The 20712-nt window shown below is 38.0% G+C and carries 14 protein-coding genes and 3 pseudogenes; 13 read left to right on the top strand and 4 right to left on the bottom strand.

The features are described 5' to 3' along the window. Positions 1 to 31 precede the first annotated feature (31 nt). The 4 genes and pseudogenes from malQ to AB6M99_RS07520 form a co-directional block, all read left to right on the top strand. Positions 32 to 1552 carry a 4-alpha-glucanotransferase gene (gene malQ, locus AB6M99_RS07535; RefSeq protein ID WP_121836195.1) on the top strand — a complete coding sequence of 507 codons (1521 nt, stop codon included), beginning with the start codon at positions 32 to 34 and terminating at the stop codon, positions 1550 to 1552. Between the two features lie 39 nt (positions 1553 to 1591). After that, entirely contained in the window at positions 1592 to 3856 is a 2265-nt protein-coding gene (gene glgP, locus AB6M99_RS07530) for a glycogen/starch/alpha-glucan family phosphorylase (protein WP_369351204.1), read from the top strand. 160 nt (positions 3857 to 4016) lie between these two features. After that, positions 4017 to 4202, top strand: a pseudogene (locus AB6M99_RS07525) (hypothetical protein); the annotation flags it as partial. Positions 4203 to 4773: 571 nt separating this feature from the next. Further along, a pseudogene (locus tag AB6M99_RS07520) lies at positions 4774 to 5118 on the top strand (hypothetical protein); the annotation flags it as partial. Here the strand turns inward: AB6M99_RS07520 and AB6M99_RS07515 are convergent. After that, positions 5000 to 5266: pseudogene (locus AB6M99_RS07515) on the bottom strand (pentapeptide repeat-containing protein); the annotation flags it as partial. The pseudogenes AB6M99_RS07520 and AB6M99_RS07515 sit on opposite strands and share 119 nt — an antisense overlap. 1249 nt (positions 5267 to 6515) lie before the next feature. On the opposite strand from AB6M99_RS07515, the gene AB6M99_RS07510 reads away from it, so the two are divergent. The 6 genes from AB6M99_RS07510 to AB6M99_RS07485 all read left to right on the top strand — a co-directional run bounded on the left by AB6M99_RS07510 (position 6516) and on the right by AB6M99_RS07485 (position 12854). Next, complete coding sequence (locus AB6M99_RS07510; protein WP_220702233.1) at positions 6516 to 7043, top strand: isoprenylcysteine carboxyl methyltransferase family protein; 528 nt, start codon at positions 6516 to 6518, stop codon at positions 7041 to 7043. Positions 7044 to 7124: 81 nt separating this feature from the next. Next, complete coding sequence (locus AB6M99_RS07505; protein ID WP_121836465.1) at positions 7125 to 8285, top strand: ISAs1 family transposase; 1161 nt, start codon at positions 7125 to 7127, stop codon at positions 8283 to 8285. 147 nt (positions 8286 to 8432) lie between these two features. Beyond that, positions 8433 to 9134 carry a response regulator transcription factor gene (locus tag AB6M99_RS07500; RefSeq protein WP_121834870.1) on the top strand — a complete coding sequence of 234 codons (702 nt, stop codon included), beginning with the start codon at positions 8433 to 8435 and terminating at the stop codon, positions 9132 to 9134. Beyond that, a complete protein-coding gene (locus AB6M99_RS07495; protein ID WP_369350498.1) occupies positions 9118 to 10758 on the top strand; it encodes a sensor histidine kinase in 1641 nt (546 codons plus the stop codon). Before AB6M99_RS07500 ends, AB6M99_RS07495 begins: the two co-directional genes overlap by 17 nt. Before the next feature lie 587 nt (positions 10759 to 11345). Continuing rightward, on the top strand, positions 11346 to 11615 hold the full coding sequence (gene rpsN, locus AB6M99_RS07490; RefSeq protein ID WP_121834861.1) for a 30S ribosomal protein S14: 270 nt from the start codon (positions 11346 to 11348) through the stop codon (positions 11613 to 11615). A 552-nt stretch (positions 11616 to 12167) separates the two neighbouring features. Then, a complete protein-coding gene (locus AB6M99_RS07485; RefSeq protein WP_121834860.1) occupies positions 12168 to 12854 on the top strand; it encodes a CPBP family intramembrane glutamic endopeptidase in 687 nt (228 codons plus the stop codon). A gap of 69 nt (positions 12855 to 12923) precedes the next feature. Here the strand turns inward: AB6M99_RS07485 and AB6M99_RS07480 are convergent, their stop codons facing one another. From AB6M99_RS07480 to AB6M99_RS07470, 3 genes are all read right to left on the bottom strand, one after another. Beyond that, positions 12924 to 14408, bottom strand: coding sequence for a DUF1846 domain-containing protein (locus AB6M99_RS07480; protein ID WP_121834859.1), 1485 nt, complete (start codon positions 14406 to 14408; stop codon positions 12924 to 12926). Positions 14409 to 14719: 311 nt separating this feature from the next. Further along, positions 14720 to 15427: a hypothetical protein gene (locus AB6M99_RS07475; protein ID WP_121834858.1), complete on the bottom strand. Its 708-nt coding sequence runs from the start codon at positions 15425 to 15427 to the stop codon at positions 14720 to 14722. Positions 15428 to 15597: 170 nt separating this feature from the next. Continuing rightward, the gene (locus tag AB6M99_RS07470) at positions 15598 to 16389 is read right to left on the bottom strand and encodes a peptidylprolyl isomerase (protein WP_121834857.1); all 792 of its coding nucleotides are present in this window, start codon (positions 16387 to 16389) and stop codon (positions 15598 to 15600) included. Between the two features lie 119 nt (positions 16390 to 16508). Between AB6M99_RS07470 and AB6M99_RS07465 the strand changes: the two genes are divergently transcribed. From AB6M99_RS07465 to AB6M99_RS07455, 3 genes are all read left to right on the top strand, one after another. Then, positions 16509 to 17690, top strand: coding sequence for a hypothetical protein (locus AB6M99_RS07465; protein WP_121834856.1), 1182 nt, complete (start codon positions 16509 to 16511; stop codon positions 17688 to 17690). A 111-nt stretch (positions 17691 to 17801) separates the two neighbouring features. After that, positions 17802 to 20165 carry a DNA translocase FtsK gene (locus AB6M99_RS07460; RefSeq protein WP_121834855.1) on the top strand — a complete coding sequence of 788 codons (2364 nt, stop codon included), beginning with the start codon at positions 17802 to 17804 and terminating at the stop codon, positions 20163 to 20165. Beyond that, a complete protein-coding gene (locus tag AB6M99_RS07455) occupies positions 20162 to 20548 on the top strand; it encodes a VOC family protein (RefSeq protein ID WP_121834854.1) in 387 nt (128 codons plus the stop codon). Before AB6M99_RS07460 ends, AB6M99_RS07455 begins: the two co-directional genes overlap by 4 nt. Positions 20549 to 20712: the final 164 nt, after the last annotated feature.

Below are 20712 nucleotides of genomic sequence, written 5' to 3'. Positions count from 1 at the left end.
TAGTTATATAATATCGCAGGAGGAATTCCGTATGAAGAAACGTTTAAGTGGTGTCTTGATGTCAGTAACATCTCTTCCAGGTAATCAAGGAATTGGTACTTTCGGTCAAGCAGCTTACCAATTTGTAGATTTTTTAAAAGAAACTAAACAGACTTACTGGCAGATTTTACCGTTAACAACAACAAGTTATGGGGACTCTCCTTATCAATCCTTTTCTGCCATTGCTGGAAATCCCCATCTGATTGATTTGGATTTATTAGCGCAAGCGGGCTATTTAGATAGAGCAGCTTATGAGAATATCAACTTTGGTGATAATCCAGAAGAAGTGGATTATGCTCGTATCTATGAAGCACGTCGTCCAGTTTTAGAACAAGCGGTTTCTGGATTTTTAGCAAGTGAAAATGGCCAGGCTCTCTTAGCCTCTTTTGAACAAGCAGAGCAGTCATGGTTATCTGATTTTGCTGAGTTTATGGCAATCAAAGAACACTTTGGCAATCGAGCGCTTCAAGAATGGGATGACTTAGCGATTGTTGAGCGTCAGCCCGAGGCACTTGAAACTTATCGTCAGCGATTAGCAGATCAAATCACTTATTTTAAAGTGACACAATATTTCTTCTTCCAACAGTGGACAGCGCTTAAATCTTATGCTAATGAGCAAGGGATTCAAATCATTGGCGATATGCCAATTTACGTGTCAGCTGATAGTGTGGAAGTTTGGACCATGCCTGAGCTCTTTAAAGTAAGTGCTGATAAGAAACCAATTTTTATCGCAGGATGTCCCCCAGATGATTTTTCAGATGTAGGCCAACTTTGGGGGAACCCAATCTATGCCTGGGATAAACATGCAGAGACTGACTTTGCATGGTGGGTTTACCGTATCAAAGAAAGTTTCAAAATTTATGACTTACTTCGTATTGACCATTTTAAAGGCTTCTCAGATTATTGGGAAATTCCTGAAGGATCAGAGACAGCTAAACCAGGTCAATGGGTTTCTGGACCGGGAGTTGCCTTGTTCGACGCTGTAAAAAGGGAACTTGGTGACTTGCCAATCATTGCTGAAAACCTCGGCTATATTGATGAAAAAGCTGAAAAGTTATTAGCAGATACAGCTTTCCCAGGTATGAAAATCATGGAATTTGGTCTTTTTGATACGACTGGTCAAAGCTTTGACCTTCCACATTTTTACACGTCAAACACCATTGCCTATACAGGTACTCACGACAACGAAGTGGTCAATGGCTGGTATGACAATTTGTCAGAAGAACAACAGCATTTTGTAGATAAATACCTTCACCGCATAGCAGATGAGCCAATCACACAGGCAATGTTGCGCACGCTTTATGCAACAGTTAGTGACGTTGCGATTGCCTGTATGCAAGATGTTTTGGATAAAGGTGCTGAATCTCGGACCAACACTCCAAATACTGTCGGTGGAAACTGGCAATGGCGTATGCTTGCAGAAGATTTAACACCTGAACGTAAAGCATTTTTAACTGATATTACAGAGCTTTATGCTCGTACCCCTGATGAACAAAGAAAGGATGACATGTAGGCTTATTGATTCAAATAAGCTAGCATAAAAATAAGAATGATGACTGGTACATTTACGAATTATCTTGAAACAAAAGGACACGTTTTAGCTCAAATGAGCAATGAGGAAATCTATGTAGCGCTTTTGAATTTTGTCAAAGAAGCTGCTGCAGGCAAAGGAAAAAACACAGCAAAACGTAAAGTTTACTACATTTCAGCTGAATTTTTGATTGGTAAACTTTTATCAAATAACTTGATTAACCTAGGTATCTACAAAGATGTCAAAGAAGAGTTGGCACAAGCTGGAAAATCAATTGCAGAAATTGAAGATGTAGAGCCAGAACCATCACTTGGTAACGGTGGTCTTGGACGTTTGGCATCATGCTTTATTGACTCTATCTCTAGCTTAGCAATCAATGGTGAAGGTGTGGGCCTTAACTATCACTGTGGTTTGTTCAAACAAGTCTTTAAACAAAACCAACAAGAAGCAGAGGCAAACTTCTGGATTGAAAATGATTCATGGCTGGTTCCAACAGATATTTCTTACGATGTGCCTTTCAAAGATTTCACATTGAAATCACGTTTGGACCGTATTGATGTCCTTGGTTACAAAAAAGAGACTAAGAACTACCTTAACCTTTTTGACATTGATGGACTTGACTACGGTCTCATTAAAGATGGGATTTCATTTGATAAGACTGAAATTCAGAAAAACCTTACCCTTTTCCTTTACCCAGATGATTCTGACAAAAATGGTGAATTGCTCCGCATTTACCAACAATATTTCATGGTGTCAAACGCTGCACAGCTCTTGATTGATGAAGCGATTGAGCGTGGTTCAAACCTTCACGACCTTCATGAGTATGCTTATGTACAAATCAACGACACTCACCCATCAATGGTGATTCCAGAGTTGATTCGTCTTTTGACTGAAAAGCACGGCTTTGACTTTGAAGAAGCGGTGTCAGTCGTTTCAAAAATGGTTGGTTACACCAACCACACCATCCTTGCAGAAGCTTTGGAAAAATGGCCACTTGACTACCTCAATGAAGTGGTGCCACACTTGGTAACCATCATTGAAAAATTGGACGCCATGATTGCCCAAAAAGTGCCAGATGTAGCCCTACACATCATTGACGAAAATTACCGAGTTCACATGGCACACATGGACATTCACTTTGCAACGTCAGTCAATGGTGTAGCTGCCCTTCACACAGAAATCCTCAAAAACTCTGAACTTAAAGGCTTCTATGACCTTTACCCAGAAAAATTCAACAACAAAACGAACGGAATCACTTTCCGCCGTTGGTTAGAATTTGCCAACCAAGATTTAGCTGATTACATCAAAGAACTTATTGGCGATGAGTATTTGACGGAGGCTACTAAACTTGAAAAACTCTTGGCTTTTGCGGATGACAAAGCGGTGCACGCGAAGTTAGCAGAAATCAAACACGCTAATAAATTGTCTTTGAAACGTTATTTGAAAGAAAATAAAGGCATTGAGCTTGATGAAAATTCAATCATCGATACACAAATCAAACGTTTCCACGAGTACAAACGCCAACAAATGAATGCCCTTTATGTGATTCATAAATACTTGGAAATCAAACGTGGCAACCTTCCAAAACGCAAAATCACAGTTATCTTTGGTGGTAAAGCTGCGCCAGCTTATACCATTGCCCAAGACATTATCCACCTTATCCTTTGCTTGTCAGAATTAATTAACAACGACCCAGAAGTAAGCCCATACCTCAATGTTCACCTTGTGGAAAACTACAATGTTACCGTAGCTGAAAAACTCATTCCAGCCACAGATATCTCTGAGCAAATTTCTCTTGCGTCAAAAGAAGCGTCTGGAACTGGGAACATGAAATTCATGCTAAATGGTGCCCTTACCCTTGGGACTATGGACGGTGCCAATGTGGAAATTGCAGAGTTAGCAGGCGCTGAAAACATCTACACATTCGGTAAAGACTCAGATACCATTATTGACCTTTATGCAACAAGTGGTTACGTTTCTAAACACTACTATGATGAACACCCAGTTATCAAAGAGGCAGTTAACTTCATTATTGATCCAAAACTTCTTAATTTAGGAAATGAAGAACGCTTAGAGCGTCTCTACCTAGAATTGCTCAATAAAGACTGGTTCATGACCTTGATTGACTTAGAAGAATATATCGCAGTTAAGGAACAAATGCTTTCTGACTATGAAGATCAAACCGCTTGGATGACAAAAGTCATTAAAAACATTGCCAAAGCAGGTTTCTTCTCATCTGACCGTACCATCGAACAGTACAACGAAGACATCTGGCACTCACACTAAAAAGCAGCCCTTGTGGCTGTTTTTTTATATATTAGAAACAGTCGTATCGCCCTTCGGAAATGCTCAGAACACCTAGAATATTAATATAACATTAAGAATATTTAGCCAACATTAAGATAACCCAATCTTTAGGCAAAATCGTTGAAATCCTATTGAAATAATGGCTAAAGCTATTAAACTAGATAATAAAGGGTGTTTTAGACGATACCTAGAAAGGAAAATAATTATGAAACAAGAGAATACAACGCATTGCGTCAAAATGATTAAACGGAAAAAAGTTTGGGTTAGTGTGGGGACAACACTTCTATCTCTGATGCTAGTTGGAGGTATGTTAGCGCCAACTGTTGTTAGAGCAGACCAAACTGTTGAGACTAAAACAGCAATAGCTGATTTGAAAGAACAACTTAAATCTTTAGAAGAAGAGGATGATAATCAGAAAAAACAAGCTCAAGAAGAATTGCGTAAAGCAGAGCTTTCCAAATATAAGAACGATCACAAAACATTCCTAACTACAGAAGCTAGATCCCATATTAAAGGAGATGATAGCGAGATAAAAGATCCCGACCGGATAGCAGCTGTTCGCAAAATAGTTGAGGAAGCTAAAAAAGAAATAGATAATGCCCAAAATAAAGAAGATGCTAAAAAAATCTATGATATTGCTAAAGCAAAAATCAAAGAGATTGTCCAATTAGAAGTTAATCGTCAGAAAGAAGAACTTTCAACTTATAAAGATACTCAGAAAAAACTATTAGAAACTGAAGCATATCCTCAAGTTTTGGGTGGTGAAATAAAAGATATTAAACGTAAAACTGAAGTGCTTAAGCTCGTTCAAATAGCTAAAAAAGACATAGATAAGGCTCAAACCACAGAGCAAATTCAAAAAATCTTTAATACAGCTAAGGGCAAAATACAAGAGATTGTTCAACAGGAAGTTAAATTCCAAGCTGAAAAAACACGCAGAGAGCAAGAACTCAAAGAGAGAATCCGCAGAGAAGAACTACGTAAAGAAGAACTACGTAAAGAAGAACTACGTAAAGAAGAACTACGTAAAGAAGAACTACGTAAAGAAGAACTACGTAAAGAAGAACTACGTAAAGAAGAACTCCGCAAAGAAGAACTACGTAAAGAAGAACTACGTAAAGAAGAACTACGTAAAGAAGAACTACGTAAAGAAGAACTCCGCAAAGAAGAACTACGTAAAGAAGAATTACGTAAAGAAGAACTACGTAAAGAAGAACTACGTAAAGAAGAATTACGCAAAGAAGAATTACGTAAAGAAGAATTGCGTAAAGAAGAATTGCGTAAAGAAGAATTGCGTAAAGACGAATTGCGTAAAGACGAATTGCGTAAAGACGAATTGCGTAAAGACGAATTGCGTAAAGAAGAATTGCGTAAAGAGCAAGAACGCAAGGCCGAAGAAGCACGCAAAGAGCAAGAGCGTAAAGCTGAAGAATCTCGTAAGGCTGAGGAACTTCGTCAACAAGAAGAAGAACGCAAAGCTTTGCACACATTCAAGTTAGACGAAACAGTGAAATTAAAAGCACAAGCAGGAATGCACTATGATAGTCTCAAAACTCCTGAATTGAAAGCTGAATTAAAAGAAAGTATCGTGAAAGCAGTAGCTGCCATCCGTGAGGCTTCAAGCAAGGCAGATGTTCAGAAGATTGTGTCTGATGCAACAGCTAAATTGAAGGATATTGTATCACGTAGTATGAATCTTTCACAAGATAAGCATGAAGATCTTCGTCAACAAGAAGAAGCCCCTAAAACTCAGGATATGAATGACTCTCAGCAAGATGATTCAAACCAAATCATCACCTTCCAAGACCCAGCGACAAAAGTTTCTGTATCTGCGAAGAAAAAAGATTTCAATGGTGCTGTAGGTGTTCGTGTCGTGCCAATGAGAGCTGCTATTCTTGGTCAAGCACCATCTGATAGCTATGACATTACCCTTGTGGATGCTAAAGGGGAACTTGTTCAACCAACAGGTCCTGTTACTGTAACAGCACCAGCCAATGGAATCGTTGATAAGGTTTACTATGTGCTAGATGATATGAAAGAAAGCTTACCATTTACACTTAATGCTAATGGCACTGTCAGCTTCGGAGTCACTCACTTTAGCGTGTATGCGATTTTCTATAAGCAAGCGATGAATGATACAAAATCATCTGACAAATCAACGCCAAAAGGTGACGATAAGGTGGAACAAAAATCAGAACCCAAAGAGCACATGAAACAAGAGCAGAAACGTTCAGAAGTGGCACCAAAATCAAATGCTAATCAAAAAGAACCAAAAGTAACACATGGTATCGCGCGTAAGATGACACCATCTCGTAGAAGTAATCAACTTCCTAGAACAAACTCAGAAGAGACAAGTCTCATCTCAATTATGATGTCAGCTTTAGGAGTAGCAGGTATTCTATCACTCGTAGCTTATGTGATGAAACGTCGCCGTTAATGTAAAGGTTAGCGTTAGGTAAACTGTCACTATTCCTAAGAAACAAGAGGCTGAAAATATTTTTTTCAGCTTCTTTGTTTTTAAGTAACTTACCCAAGTGTGACAATACCATAACTTTAACTTGGTAAGATAGGGGTGTACCATTTGTGAAACTGAATTCCCTGATGAGAAATGATTAATAATATAATAAAGGAGAAACACGTGATTTTAATGATTGTTGGAGCAGTGTTTGTACTGCGTTTAGCGTTTTTAAAAATTTCAAAGAAAAATGAAGCTGCTATTTTGGCTAATGGCGGTGTAGAGTATGGCGTGGAAAATACTAAGCGTTTAACGATTGCTCACATCATGTTTTATCTAGGTTGCTTTATTGAGGCTTACTTGCGTCGGACGGCACTTGATAGCATTAGCCTTTTAGGATTAGGATTGCTTTTCTTTGCATTTATTATGCTAGTTGTCGTTGTTCGCTTATTGTCAGATATTTGGACAGTCAAGCTCATGATTGCTAATAATCACCAATTTAATGACCATTGGCTTTTCCGAGTTGTTAAACATCCTAATTACTTTTTAAATATTGCTCCAGAATTGATAGGGCTTAGTCTATTGTGTCATGCCTGGTACACCTTGCTTTTTGTAGGACCACTCTATGCGGTTATTCTTGGAAATCGTATTAAAGAAGAAAATCATTTGATTGTGAGTCAAATTTTACCTAACTCAGAAAAATCTAGATAAGGTTAAGAAATATCCGAACATCTCATTTTGGCCACGACAAACGCATGAAGAAAATATGGCTTACAGAAAAGACTTTCATGGATGAATTCAAAATCCTTCGCTATAATAAAAGTGGAGGATTTTGTTATGGAAGACCTTTTAAATTTCTTGATTACTGTTAGAGACGACCGTTCCCCATGGAAAATTAAACACTTATTGTCAGATATCGTTCTTCTCATCTTCTTTGCTCGCTTATCAGGCGCAGAACACTGGGATGAGATAGAGGAGTTTGGTATTGCCTATGAGAAATCCTTACGCACCGTTCTCAAATTAGAAAATGGCATTCCCTCTCATGACACTCTACAACGTGTTTTTGCGACCTTAGATTCACAAGTTCTTGTAGAACTCACACAGATATGGACTTCTCTTCTTGAAGCGTGTGACTCATCATCTAAAACCTTACCACAACTTTCAAAACGTTTAGTAGCCATTGACGGGAAGACTATCCGTGGTAATGGCAGTCAAACTCAAAAAGCCCTACATATTGTCTCAGCCTATGCGACAGATTTAGGGATTTCGTATGGCCAGGTAGCGACTGATGAAAAAAGCAATGAGATTACAGCGATTCCACGATTATTAGACATGATTTCAGTAAAAGGGTGCATGATTAGTATTGACGCCATGGGCACACAAAAGGCTATTGCGGATAAGATTATCATGAAGAAAGCAGATTATTGTCTAGCAGTCAAAGAGAATCAAAAGAGCCTTCTAGAAGATATTCGTCCCTATTTTGAACTCTCTCAGAATTTTGACGATAGCTATGAAACGCTTGAGAAAGCGCACGGTCAGATTGAATTGAGACAGTATGAAGTCATTACTGATACAGAGTGGATACGTCAAGAGCATCCTGATTGGGGACATATCCAAAGCATTGGACGGGCGCGTATTCAGATAACAAAGAATGGTCAAGAGAGCGAAGAAACCCGCTACTTTATTTTAAGTTGTCAGGTTAGCGCTAAAGAGTTGTGTGACTATGTGAGAGGTCATTGGCAAATAGAGAGTATGCACTGGCTACTAGATGTTGTTTTTCGTGAAGATGCCAATAAGACTTTGAATAAACAACTCGCATTTAATTTAAATGTCATGGATAAATTCTGTTTAGCGGTATTAAAACAGTTAGATTTTGGAAAGAAGATGAGTCTGCGTCGTAAGAAATATGCCCTAAGTCTGTCCTTTGACAAGTATTTAAAACAATTGCTTTAGGGCAAAAAACTTTCAACACTTGCAAAATGGAAATAGAAGATTTCATGCGTTTGTCGTGCATTTTGGCTATGATTATTTTCATAATTGCTTAAAAATGCTAAAATAAAGAGAAAGATGTTGAAGTCAATAAAGAAAGAGGCGAAAGTTATGCATACGATACTACTTGCTGAAGATGATCACGATATTGTAGAATTGTTACAATTATATTTGGAAAGTTCAGCCTATAAGGTGTTGGTAGCTCATGATGGTGAAGCTGCTTATGATCTTTTTAAAAGTCATGAGGTAGACTTGGCTATTGTTGATATCATGATGCCTAAACTAGATGGTTACGGGCTAACGAAATTGATTAGACAAGATAGTAATATTCCGATTATCATTTTGTCTGCTAAAATATCTGATGTAGATAAGATTTTAGGGCTAAATATCGGTGCTGATGATTACGTGACGAAACCTTTTAATTCATTGGAAATTGTGGCACGTGTGCAATCTCATTTAAGAAGATATTATGAGTTAAATGGGCCGGCTAATAAAGAGTCAAAGGAAATCATAGTTGGCAGTTTACGGTTGAATGTTGATGAAGCTATTCTTAATAAAAACGATGAGATCATTCCTTTAACAGCAACTGAGTTTAAAATCTTACAAAAATTGATGAAATATCCAGGGCAAATTTTTACTAAATTGCAGCTTTATGAGGAAATCAATGGTCGTTCCCAGTATATGGAGGGAGATGATAATACCATTGTTGTCCATGTTTCTAACCTCCGTGATAAGATTGAGGATGATGCCAAGAACCCCGTTTATATTAAGACATTAAGAGGGATAGGATATAAGTTTGAAAAACAAATCTAAAAAGCGTGCTAGTTTGGTTCAAGTCCTCTTAGGGCAGTTTATTATTTACATGATCATCCTATTGGTAGCTGTGTTTACTTGGATTTACCTATCATTAACAGTTATGGCAACCTTTAATATGGGCGTTTCCAAAATGGAGTTATCTAAGATTGAGAAGCAATTAAAAAAAGAGAATTTCGATTCTAGGTTATTCTCAGTGCTTAATCGGTATGGGCAGTTTTATGAAATCATTTCTCATGATAAGGGGATTGTTTACTCAAGTGATCCTTCTCATAATCATAATTTTTCTAATGAAGAATTAGAGATTATGTTGCCTTATGATGCAGACTATTATTATACTAGTACCCCTTATTCAACTGATGATGGTAGCATGCGTTATTTTGTCCAAAGAAATAGAGAATCAATGGATAAGTATGTTGCCTCTGATGTGATTGTTGAAGAAGAAGAGTTCGTTTATCTATTAGATAACAATCTTAATATCTTAGTGTCAAAGGAGTCAAACCAGAAAAAACGGTTTACGTCTCGAGAACTTAGAATTTTAACTCAAACGCTTTTTGATGAATACCATCTGTATAAACATGATTTTAAAACAGATAGTGGTGAAGAAATGTCCGTAGTGATGTTTAGACCATACGATACTAGTTTGGAAGTGCAAACGTTTTATGACCGTATCATCTTTAATTTGGGATTTTTATTGTTGTTGGTAGTGATTGTTATCATTGTATTTACCTGGAGACTGAACAAAAGAATTTCCGTACCGCTGAAAGTTTTGGATGATGCGATTAAAAAATTATCTCAAAAGGATAGGGTTGAGACCGTATCTGATTATAGTGGACCAAGGGAATTGATGGAGATTTTTGAAACCTTTAATGCCGTATCTCTTGAACTCTATAATAGTGAGGCAAAACGTCGTGAATTAGAAGAAAGTAAGCAAACGATGATTGCTAATATTTCACATGATTTAAGGACACCTATTACGGTTATTCAAGGTTATTCTAAGGCTTTAACAGACAAACTTGTTGTTGAGGAGACTAGGGAGCGTTATACTCAGATTATCCATCAAAAATCGATTTTATTAGGTGAGTTGATTTCTTCTTTATTTGAGTTTAGTCAGGCTCAGCATCCGAATTTTGAGTTGCAGGCAGAGCGTATTGATTTTTGTGAATACTTACGAAATTATTGGGCAAAACGCTATGATGAGTTTATGTTGCAAGATTATCGCTTGAACATTGAAATTCCAGAAACGTCTTATTTTGTTCAACTTGATGATTCTCGCTTTACCAGAGCATTGGATAACTTATTGAATAATTTCATAAAATACAATCCTTCACAAACAACTTTATCTTTCAAGGTGAGAAGTGAAGAACATACCTTGATTTTAGCTATTGCTGATGATGGTACAAAGATTTCAACAGATATTGCAGCAACTATTTTTCAACCATTTGTAACAGGAAATTCTGCAAGAACGTCTGGAGAAGGTGGGACTGGACTTGGCTTAGCCATTGTTAAGCAGATTGTTACCTTACATGGGGGAAATATATGCCTTCGAACAGAAAATGTTGCCCCTTATTCTAAAGTCTTTGAGCTTACCTTACCAATTGTAACTGAATTAGAAAATATGTAATGGTATTGCGGTAGCAAAAATGAGATATAATCCTAAAGAGGCTGGGTAATACTCATCCAAAATCAAAATTAGCAGTTTAAGTCAAATCAAGAACCAATAAATGGATTGATTTTCCAGAGCTTCTTTAGCCCAAGCTCAGAAATAAAAGAGCGAGAGGAATTTGCTTGGTAAGAACGGATTTTTGGGAGAACTACAGAAATTGAAAGTCAATTTCGTAGTAGTTCCCCCGCAAGGATGATTAGGTTGGACGCTGTCGAGTAGTCGACAAGTACAGCCAATTATCTACTGCGATAGAGATAAGCTCAAATCTAGCAATGAAACTCCGTAGAAGGTTGGGAGACTGACTTCGTCAACTCTATTTCCCACCTCCAAAGGTCTCCCAGACCTTTGGAGCGTCCGCACTTTTAAGAAAGAAGCAAAAAAGTAATTTTTGATTTTTGTTAAGTATTATCAACGGAAAATTCAAAAAAATATTTAACCAGTTAATGTTTTTACTTGCTAATTTTAGAACTTATAGGTATAATAATTATTGCAATTTAGTTAACTGGTTAATTTGATTGCACATCATATCAGAAAAGGAGGGGAGTATGGCAAAAAAATCCAAAATCGCTAAATTTAAGAAGCAACAGGAATTGATTGAGCGATATGCTGAATTACGTAGGGAATTAAAAGCCAAAGGAGACTATGAAGGGCTTCGTCGATTGCCGCGTGATTCAAACCCTAATCGATTGAAAAATCGTGATTTGATTGACGGACGACCACATGCTTACATGCGCAAATTTGGCATGAGTCGTATTAATTTCCGTCAGTTAGCTTATAAGGGACAAATCCCAGGTGTCAAAAAAGCAAGTTGGTAATAGTTGTCTATTACTTTTGCTCTCCTTGTTCTTTGAAGTGTAAGTCAATTAATAAGGAAGAGAGTATGATGTGCTAATAGCCATAGCATGTCAAAACATTATTTTAGCAATCATAGATGCTATTGATTTATGGTCAAAGCTCAGTATGCCAAGATGCTGGGCTTTTCGCTGTACGATTTATGAGATGGCAAATCTAGTCGCTTGAATTAAAAGGATAATACCTAAAGTCGTGTAGTATAAGATTTGGGGAAACATCGGATAAATATAGTTATTTGAATTAACTTTAATATATCGTTACTTTCGACTTGCCGTACTCAAGTACTGTTTGCGTCTCAGTCCCTTGTCTTAAAGCTAATTCATTCGACTATAAATGAAATAAGCAGTGATAGAAGGCGATTGAGAATAGCAAAAATAAACAATATCTAAAAATGATTAAAATAATCTAAAGTTTACCATAAAAATAGCTTAAGATTGTTGTAAAGGGTTGCACTAGCAAATGAAATGATGTAATATTCTAGCGTTAGATAAATACATAATAGAAGTGAGGAAATTATGGACACACTAAAACGTTCTCGTTCAGTTGTTTTAATCGTACTTTATGTGATGGCAGTCTATCTGTATCGTCAAATCAGTAATCATTTTGAATTACCACCGTTGTTAAATACTGTTTTATTTTATGGGCGCCACTTGCTGATTTTTGGTGTCGGGATGTTATGGCTGTATCGAGACGATTATGTAAAAGAAGCAAAGCAATTTTCACAAAAAGTGTTTCAGAATATCTTATGGGTAATACTGATTTTTGTCGGTCTTTATGTAGCTAATATTTTACTTAGCAGTCTGCCATTAGAAGAATCTAGTAATGAAGCAGTTCTAGCGAATCGTTATATTGCAAGTGAAGGTTTTGAAACATTTCTCTTTATTTTAGTTGTGAGTATCATCGGTCCTATTAATGAAGAGTTGATTTTCCGAAAAATTTTAATTGGAGAAGGAGAATCAAAAAAGGGTGTTCAATTCGCTAGATTGTTAGTCTCATCATTACTATTTGGTTTGGTTCATATCTATTCCTTTGGTGAGTTGTTATCACTTGTTGTCTATAGTGGTTTGGGTTTGTTACTAGGTGTCGTTTATCTTTGGAAAAAGAATATCTATTTTTCAACGGTGGCTCATATTTTAAATAATAGCCTAGCTTACATCTTTATTTTATTAGAGACGCTGGGAATATTAGGGCAATTGCAATAAACTAATTTTTAAGATAGAAACTAAAAAGTGCTAAACGAGTAAAAATTATCGTCTAGCACTTTTTATTATTTATTTTCTAAAGAGTTTGTCTTTTTGGTAAATTGGGTCAAAGGTTACGTTGATACCGAGTTTACGGAAGACGTTTTTATCTTCTTCTGGAAGATTTACAGTTGAGTGGACTTCGCTGCCTTTTAGGTTGCCAAGTTCTTTCATCGCTTTGTCAGCTTCTTCATTGTTCATAGCGGTAATGGCAAGAGCAATCAATAGCTCGCTAGAGTGAAGGCGTGGGTTGCGATTTCCTAAATGGCTAAGTTTTAGATTTTGAATTGGTTTGACATACTCAGGTTCGATTAAATGAGTATCCTTAGCGATACCAGCAAGGGCTTTGATACCATTGACAATAACTGCGGCAGATGGTCCAAAGAGATCTGAGGTTTTACCTGTGACGATTTGTCCATTTGGTAATTCCATAGCCAAAGCAGGTGCACCAGTCAATTCAGCTTTTTCACGCGCAGCTTTTGTCACCAAACGATCCAATGGAGAAATACCAAGATCGTTCATCAGAAGTTCAATCTTCTTAACAGCTGTTTCGCCAACACGCTCTGCCTTGAATTCAACAAGGGTTTGATAGTAGCGACGGATAATTTCTTGCTTAGAAGCCTCTTTGGCAGCCTCGTCATCTGTAATGGCAAAGCCGACCATATTAACTCCCATATCGGTAGGAGAAGCGTATGGTGAGCTTCCTAAGATACGTTCGAGCATGCGCTTAACAACAGGGAAAATTTCAATGTCACGGTTGTAGTTGACAGTTGTTTTTCCATAGGTTTCCAAGTGGAAAGGATCAATCATGTTAACGTCATCAAGGTCTGCTGTTGCAGCTTCATAGGCAAGGTTAACTGGATGGTGCAGTGGTAAATTCCAAACAGGGAAAGTTTCAAATTTCGCATAACCAGAAGTCACCCCATTGATTTGGTCATGATAAAGTTGAGAGATACAAGTTGCTAATTTACCTGAACCAGGTCCAGGTGCCGTCACAACGATGAGGTTACGGCTAGTCTGAATGTAATCATTTTTCCCCATTCCCTCTGGTGAAATGATGTGATCAATGGCTGTTGGATATCCAGCGATTGGATAGTGGAGGTAAGAGGCGATGCCGTGTTTATCAAGTTCTTTACGGAAGGCATCAGCTGCAGGTTGACCAGAGTATTGTGTGATAACGACAGAACCTACAAAGATATCCAAGTCATTAAATTTATCAATTAAGCGGAAAACTTCTTGGTCGTAGGAAATACCAAGGTCACCGCGAGCTTTAGAGTGTTCAATATTGCTAGCGTTGATTGCAATAACAATCTCAACTTGATCACGGAGTTCGTGGAGGAGTTTTATTTTATTGTCAGGCTCATAGCCGGGTAACACACGAGCAGCATGGAAATCTTCAAGCATTTTACCGCCAAATTCCATGTAGAGTTTACCATCAAATTGGGCGATTCTCTCTAAAATATGATCTCGTTGCAGGTTTAAATAGTGTTCAGAGTTAAAAGCTTGTTTTATCATTGTTGTTCTCCAAAAATAGTTTAAGTCTGTATCATGGCGAAATGGTGTGATTTCGATGATATTTAGTGTGATTGGGAAATGTTTTTTAGTTTCTAGAAAAAGCTTGCGCGCTCAGCATTTTTCTGAGAGAAAAAACAAAAATAACCCCCTAGAAACTAGGGAGCTTTTTACGACCTCAAAAAGAGGTGCCCGAACAATAATATATCAGAGATTAGAAATTTTGTCAACTAGGAAAAATTTCCTGTGAGGATCCTGTGGGGATGTCCTTAGCTGATTTTGGTTTGTGGTGAGTTAAATGCTACTATCTTACCTTATTTTTTAGGGTCAGTATTTTTGAATGTCAGGTCAGCGGTAGAGATTTGAACATCAATTTTTTCTTGATTTTGATTATCTAAATTGAGTAGTTTTTCAAGATTTTCAGCGGCATACTTTGCAACTTTTTCCTGACGTTCGCTATCCTTGATAGCCTCTTGACTAGTTTCATATACGGTTTCTTGAGCCTTTTCTTCTAGAAAATCCATCGCTTTTTTGCTAGCAGTAAGAAGGTCAACTGCCTTATCAACAATTCCAGAAGAGGAGCTAACAATTTTGGGATTCCCCTCTTGTTGACTATCAACATTGACTGTTAAAGGCGTTTTAAAGGTTAAGACATTATCTTTGAGTTCGATATCATCCTGGTTTAACTGAGTTAAATCAAGTTTAAATTCTGTTTTTATAGGAACTTTAACTTCGATGTCTCGGCTGATAATAAGGTCTTTGAAAAAATTCGTCCATTTTGGCCATTTTTTAGTAGCTTCAGATTCAAAATTTTGATTTCGAGTGGTTTCCCACTCAGCTCCTGCAACCAGTAACTGATTTTCCTTTGTGAATTTTTTGAGGACAAAATTGTACTGAGCATTTGAAGTTCCATTAAATCGGTTTATTTTCCAAGTAATAAAAAGTCCTAGACTTGCTAAAATGACTAGTAATACCAATACTGTTGCTAATTTGTTAGCTACCATTTTACCAAAAAATTTCATAGAATATTCCTCCTAAGCGCATTATATATATATAATGTCAATAGATATTTTGAAATATTTTAGTAACTTTCAGGGACTTTGATTGGTTTGTGATTTTGATGCCTTGTGATTTTGATGAGGATTACTACAAAAAAGATAAGATAGCTAATCATACTATCCTATCTTTTTATTTACTTAAATTGATAATCTTTGGTAACTTCAATAGATTTGATAACGATATCTTCCAGTGGTTTGTCGGCATCGTTGGTTTCGACAGAGGCGATAGTATCAACGATGTCCATACCTTTGATGACTTGACCGAAGACGGTGTAGTTACCATCTCCACCAGAAGTGCTTGGGAAACCACCCTTTTTATAGGCATCGATAATTTTTTCTGGGTAGTAACTTGGATCTAATTGCGCAGACCAATCTTGTTGGTTCTGAACGATAAAGAATTGGCTACCATTGGTGTCTGGTCCAGCATTGGCCATTGAAAGGGCACCACGGATATTGTAGAGGTAGTCAGAGATTTCGTTTTTGAAACCAAAACCACTATCAATCTTGCTGTCCTTATCTTTCCAAATTGATTCACCACCTGTTCCATTGCCGAGTGGGTCACCAGATTGAACCATGAACTCATTGATGACACGGTGGAAAATGACGTTATCATAGTAGCCTTCTTTAGCGTGCGTCAAAAAGTTTTCAACCGCCAGAGGGGCTTCTTCTGGGAATAATTTTATGGTGATATCTCCCTTGGTAGTATGCATCACAATGGAAGCTTCATTTTCAGCCACTTCTGTAGAAAGTTGTGGGAAAACGGTATCTGATTGATTGAGCTTTTCGATGTGTTCGCTTTTTTTCTTAGAAGCAAGCTGAGCATCCACATAATCATCCCCTTTTATCGCACGGTCAAGTTGTTGGCAGCCTGAAAGAATAGTCATAGAGGCTAGCGCAAGCAATGATAATTTTGCAAATTTTGTCATAGGTACTCCTTAAATCTTAAATTCCTCTCTATTTTACCATAAAGTCATCAGGAATGGCTTAAATGACAAGTGATGCTAAATTTGTGTTATAATGGAAAAAAGTTCATAAGGAGAATGATATGAAAACAAGAGAAGAATGGTGCCGGCTGTTTGAGACGGTTGTTGGGCGTGCACCGACAGAAATAGAGGTCTTAGCTGCCGAGAAAAGTCGCTTTAGTCCAAAAGCAATCATCCCGATTTCTGAAGGAAAGTTTTTTGAAGACAGTGCTGTCGCAGATGAGGTTGTAACGGTTCGTGATGAAGTTGCCATTTCGGCACCCTCTCTAGAAACTATTCAAAACTCAGATAATGTTATTTCTAGTTCTAAGCCGACTGAAACATTTATTCTAAATCCTAGCAAGGAAATTATTGCTTTACCGATTGTGTCATTTGTCATATCTGGGGTGACAATTCTTTTAAGCCTAGTGCTCAAGTCGCCTTTGTTACTTTTGACTCTGTCTCTGGCTTCATTGACTTTAGGAATTGTGAGTTTAGCGGTTAACTTTAATAAGAAAAAGAAAATCCTGTCGATGATTGCTCTGCCACTAGCCGTAGGAGCCCTAGTTATCGCGACTAGTGTTGGAATTTATCATGCTACCGTAGAGAGGTTTGAAAGTATCGCTCAGAGCAGATTTGATGAGGATTGGGATTATGACGAAGAAGATTCTTTTGAAGAAGCGTTTGACGAGGAGTTTTATACTGATCCAGATGCGCCTTTTCGTTGGACAGAGGAAAAATTCAAATCCCTAAATTTTGAACCAGATACAATCACTTCAAGTATCACAGCAGACGAGCTTGTTGACAAATATGGAATGGCTAATAGGGGAACCTATTTAGATAATTATTTGACTCTTTCTTATAGTGATGAAACTGACAGTAAATATGTTGACCTATCTTTTTTTCAAAATGAATTAGGGGATTGGATGCTAAACCATGGCTATATGACAACTGAAGCGAAAGATATCAAAATAGTAGCCGAGGAGGATTATAACTCTACTTGGACCAAAGAAGAGTTTGATAAACTGATAGAAGGTGACTATGATCGGCTAGAGTTGGGCAATTCATGGAAAGATATCCTTTCAAAATATGGACAACCAACATTTGCTGAATACACATTGTCAAATTACGGAGATGGTTTTACCAAGGAGCTTAATCTTTATTACACCGATTGGTCAGCTGATGCAGGAAAATTATCTGATGTTAGCCTTACTTTCACGGAGAAAAATGGAGATTATTTTTTAACCTATAAGTATTCTGAATAAACGATATAAGAGATAAGCAACTTCTTTTAGAGAGCTTGTCTCTTTTTTTAGAAATCAGTGACCAATGAGCCTTCATTCCTCAAAACGAGAAAAACGTGATATAATAATGCTATGTCAAATACTCGAAAACAATCTAATAAACGTTCTACCAAACGTCAGACCAAGGCAGATTTCGAAAAAAGTCAGGCGACTAAACGACTGATAACAGCCGTTATTGTTGTCCTTTTTTCGATTTTTGCAGTCTTTCGTATTGGCATTTTTGGAACCACTCTTTACAATATTGGCCGCTTTTTTGTAGGAAGTCTAGCCTATCCAGTCTTTCTGTTTACCATGATCTATTTGATTGGCTTTAAGTTTTTTCATAAGATAGAAGGATTGGTTAGTGGTTTTGTGATTTTCATGATGGGGCTTTTGATGGAGTGGCATGCTTGGCTATTTACCATGAAGGCATTTGCTGGGAAAGCCGTTTTCAAGACAACACTTGGTCTTCTTGCTAAGGATATCTCAGCTTTTGAAGTCAAACACTTTGTCGGTGGAGGGATGCTTGGTGCGATTCTTTATGCCCCAGTTTCTTTCCTTGTCACCAATATTGGGACCTTCATGATTGGCACCCTATTCATTTTGCTAGGCCTGTTTTTGATGAGCCCTTGGGATGTCCATGACCTATCACAGTTTACTGCGCAAGCTTTTGAAAAATGGCAGAGCAATGCCGAGTTGAAACGCCAAGAACGCTTTGTCCGCCGCGAAGAAAAAAGACAGCAACAAGAAGCTGCCGCTCAAGAACAAGCTAGACTGGAAGAAGAAGCTCGTCTGGCAGAATTAGCTTACGATCCGGAAACGGGTGAAATCTTAGAGCCTGTTGATGGACAGGTGTCTAATCTACCTTATGAAGACGATTTTGAGCCAGAGATTTTAGGCTATCAATTAGACGAAGAGGTCTATGACATGGATCATCTGCTAGAGGAGGCTCCTCAAGAGTTGTCACAAGAAGCAGTGCCTGTCGAGGATGATGAGCCTGTGACGGTTGATTTTTCACCGAAAAAAGCAGCGCTCCTCTATCAATTACCAACGATTGATCTTTTTGCCCCAGATAAGCCGAAAAACCAAACGAAAGAAAAGTATATTGTCCGACAAAATATCAAAGTTTTAGAGGATACTTTTAGGAGCTTTGGTATCGAAGTCAAGGTGGAGCGGGCAGAAATCGGACCGTCAGTGACGCGCTATGAATTAAAACCAGCGGTGGGTGTTCGTGTTAACCGTATTTCAAACTTGGCTGACGATTTGGCCTTGGCTCTTGCAGCTAAGGATGTGCGTATTGAAGCCCCAATTCCAGGGAAATCTTTAGTGGGAATTGAAGTTCCGAATTCAGAGATTGCGACAGTTTCCTTCCGCGAATTATGGGAACAATCAGATGCCAAACCTGAAAATCTCTTAGAAATTCCACTTGGTAAAGCGGTGAATGGCACAGCTAAGTCCTTTGACCTTGCTAAAATGCCTCACCTTTTGGTCGCAGGCTCAACAGGTTCAGGGAAATCTGTTGCGGTCAATGGAATTATTTCGTCCATTCTCATGAAAGCCAGACCTGATGAAGTCAAATTTATGATGATTGACCCTAAAATGGTTGAATTATCAGTCTACAATGATATTCCCCACCTCTTAATTCCTGTCGTAACCAATCCACGTAAGGCAAGTAAAGCTTTGCAGAAAGTTGTTCAAGAAATGGAAAACCGCTATGAATTATTCAGTCATATCGGTGTGAGAAATATTGCAGGTTACAATGCCAAGGTAGCTGAGTACAACGCTTCTTCTCAAGAAAAACAAGTCCCCCTTCCCCTAATCGTGGTGATTGTCGATGAGTTGGCTGACTTAATGATGGTTGCCAGCAAGGAAGTGGAAGATGCTATTATTCGTCTAGGTCAGAAGGCGCGTGCAGCTGGTATTCATATGATTCTGGCAACGCAGCGACCATCAGTTGATGTTATCAGCGGTTTGATTAAGGCAAATGTCCCATCACGAGTGGCTTTTGCCGTGGCATCAGGAACAGATTCACGTACCATTTTAGGTGAAAATGGTGCTGAAAAACTGCTTGGTAGAGGAGATATGCTCTTCCATCCAATTGGAGAATCTGCCCCAATTCGCTTGCAAGGTTCGTTCATCTCCGATGACGATGTGGAACGAATTGTTAATTTTGTTAAAAATCAAGCAGAAGCTGACTATGATGAGTCCTTTGACCCTGGTGACGTTTCTGAAACAGATGGTGGTTTTGATGGAGAAGGCGGAGCTTCTGAGGGCGATCCTCTTTTTGCAGAAGCAAAAGCTATGGTTATTGAAACACAAAAAGCGAGTGCTTCAATGTTACAACGGCGTTTGCAAGTTGGCTTTAACCGTGCAACTCGTCTCATGGAAGAATTAGAAGAAGCAGGTGTTATCGGACCAGCAGAGGGAACGAAACCAAGAAAGGTATTAGAGCAATGAATTTAGACACTGTGCATCATGTCGCGATTATTGGAAGTAACTATGAGAAAACGCGACAATTTTACGTCGATTATTTAGGTTTTGAACAATTGGATGAACATATTCGTCCTGAAAAAAATGACATTCTTTTCAATGTGAAAAAAGGTCAGTTGACCTTAGAAATCTTTATCAAACCAGATGCACCGAAACGCCCTGCTATGCCCAATCCAGAACACACAGGCCTCCGTCATCTAGCCTTTAAAGTTGAAAGTGTCGAAACCTGTTTAGCAGAATTTGATCAATTAGGCATCCGCCACGAAGAACTACGCTATGATGATTTCGATGGAAAGAAAATGGCCTTCTTCTTTGATCCAGATGGCCTCCCCTTAGAAATTCATGAATAATGGCTTATTGCAGATCATAACCACCCGTCTAACGGGTGATTTATTTGTTTCGAACTTACGGAGCGAGATGGACTAATACTTGTCCAAAATCAAAATTTACATTTTGAACCTCTAATATTATTGATAGACTACCGAACGAAGTGAGGCTAAAATGTTTCTTCCAC

Origin of the sequence: Streptococcus hillyeri (assembly GCF_041081565.1) — a bacterium.
Taxonomy (GTDB): Bacteria; Bacillota; Bacilli; order Lactobacillales; family Streptococcaceae; genus Streptococcus; species Streptococcus hillyeri.
This window is presented reverse-complemented; position numbering and strand designations above follow the sequence as displayed.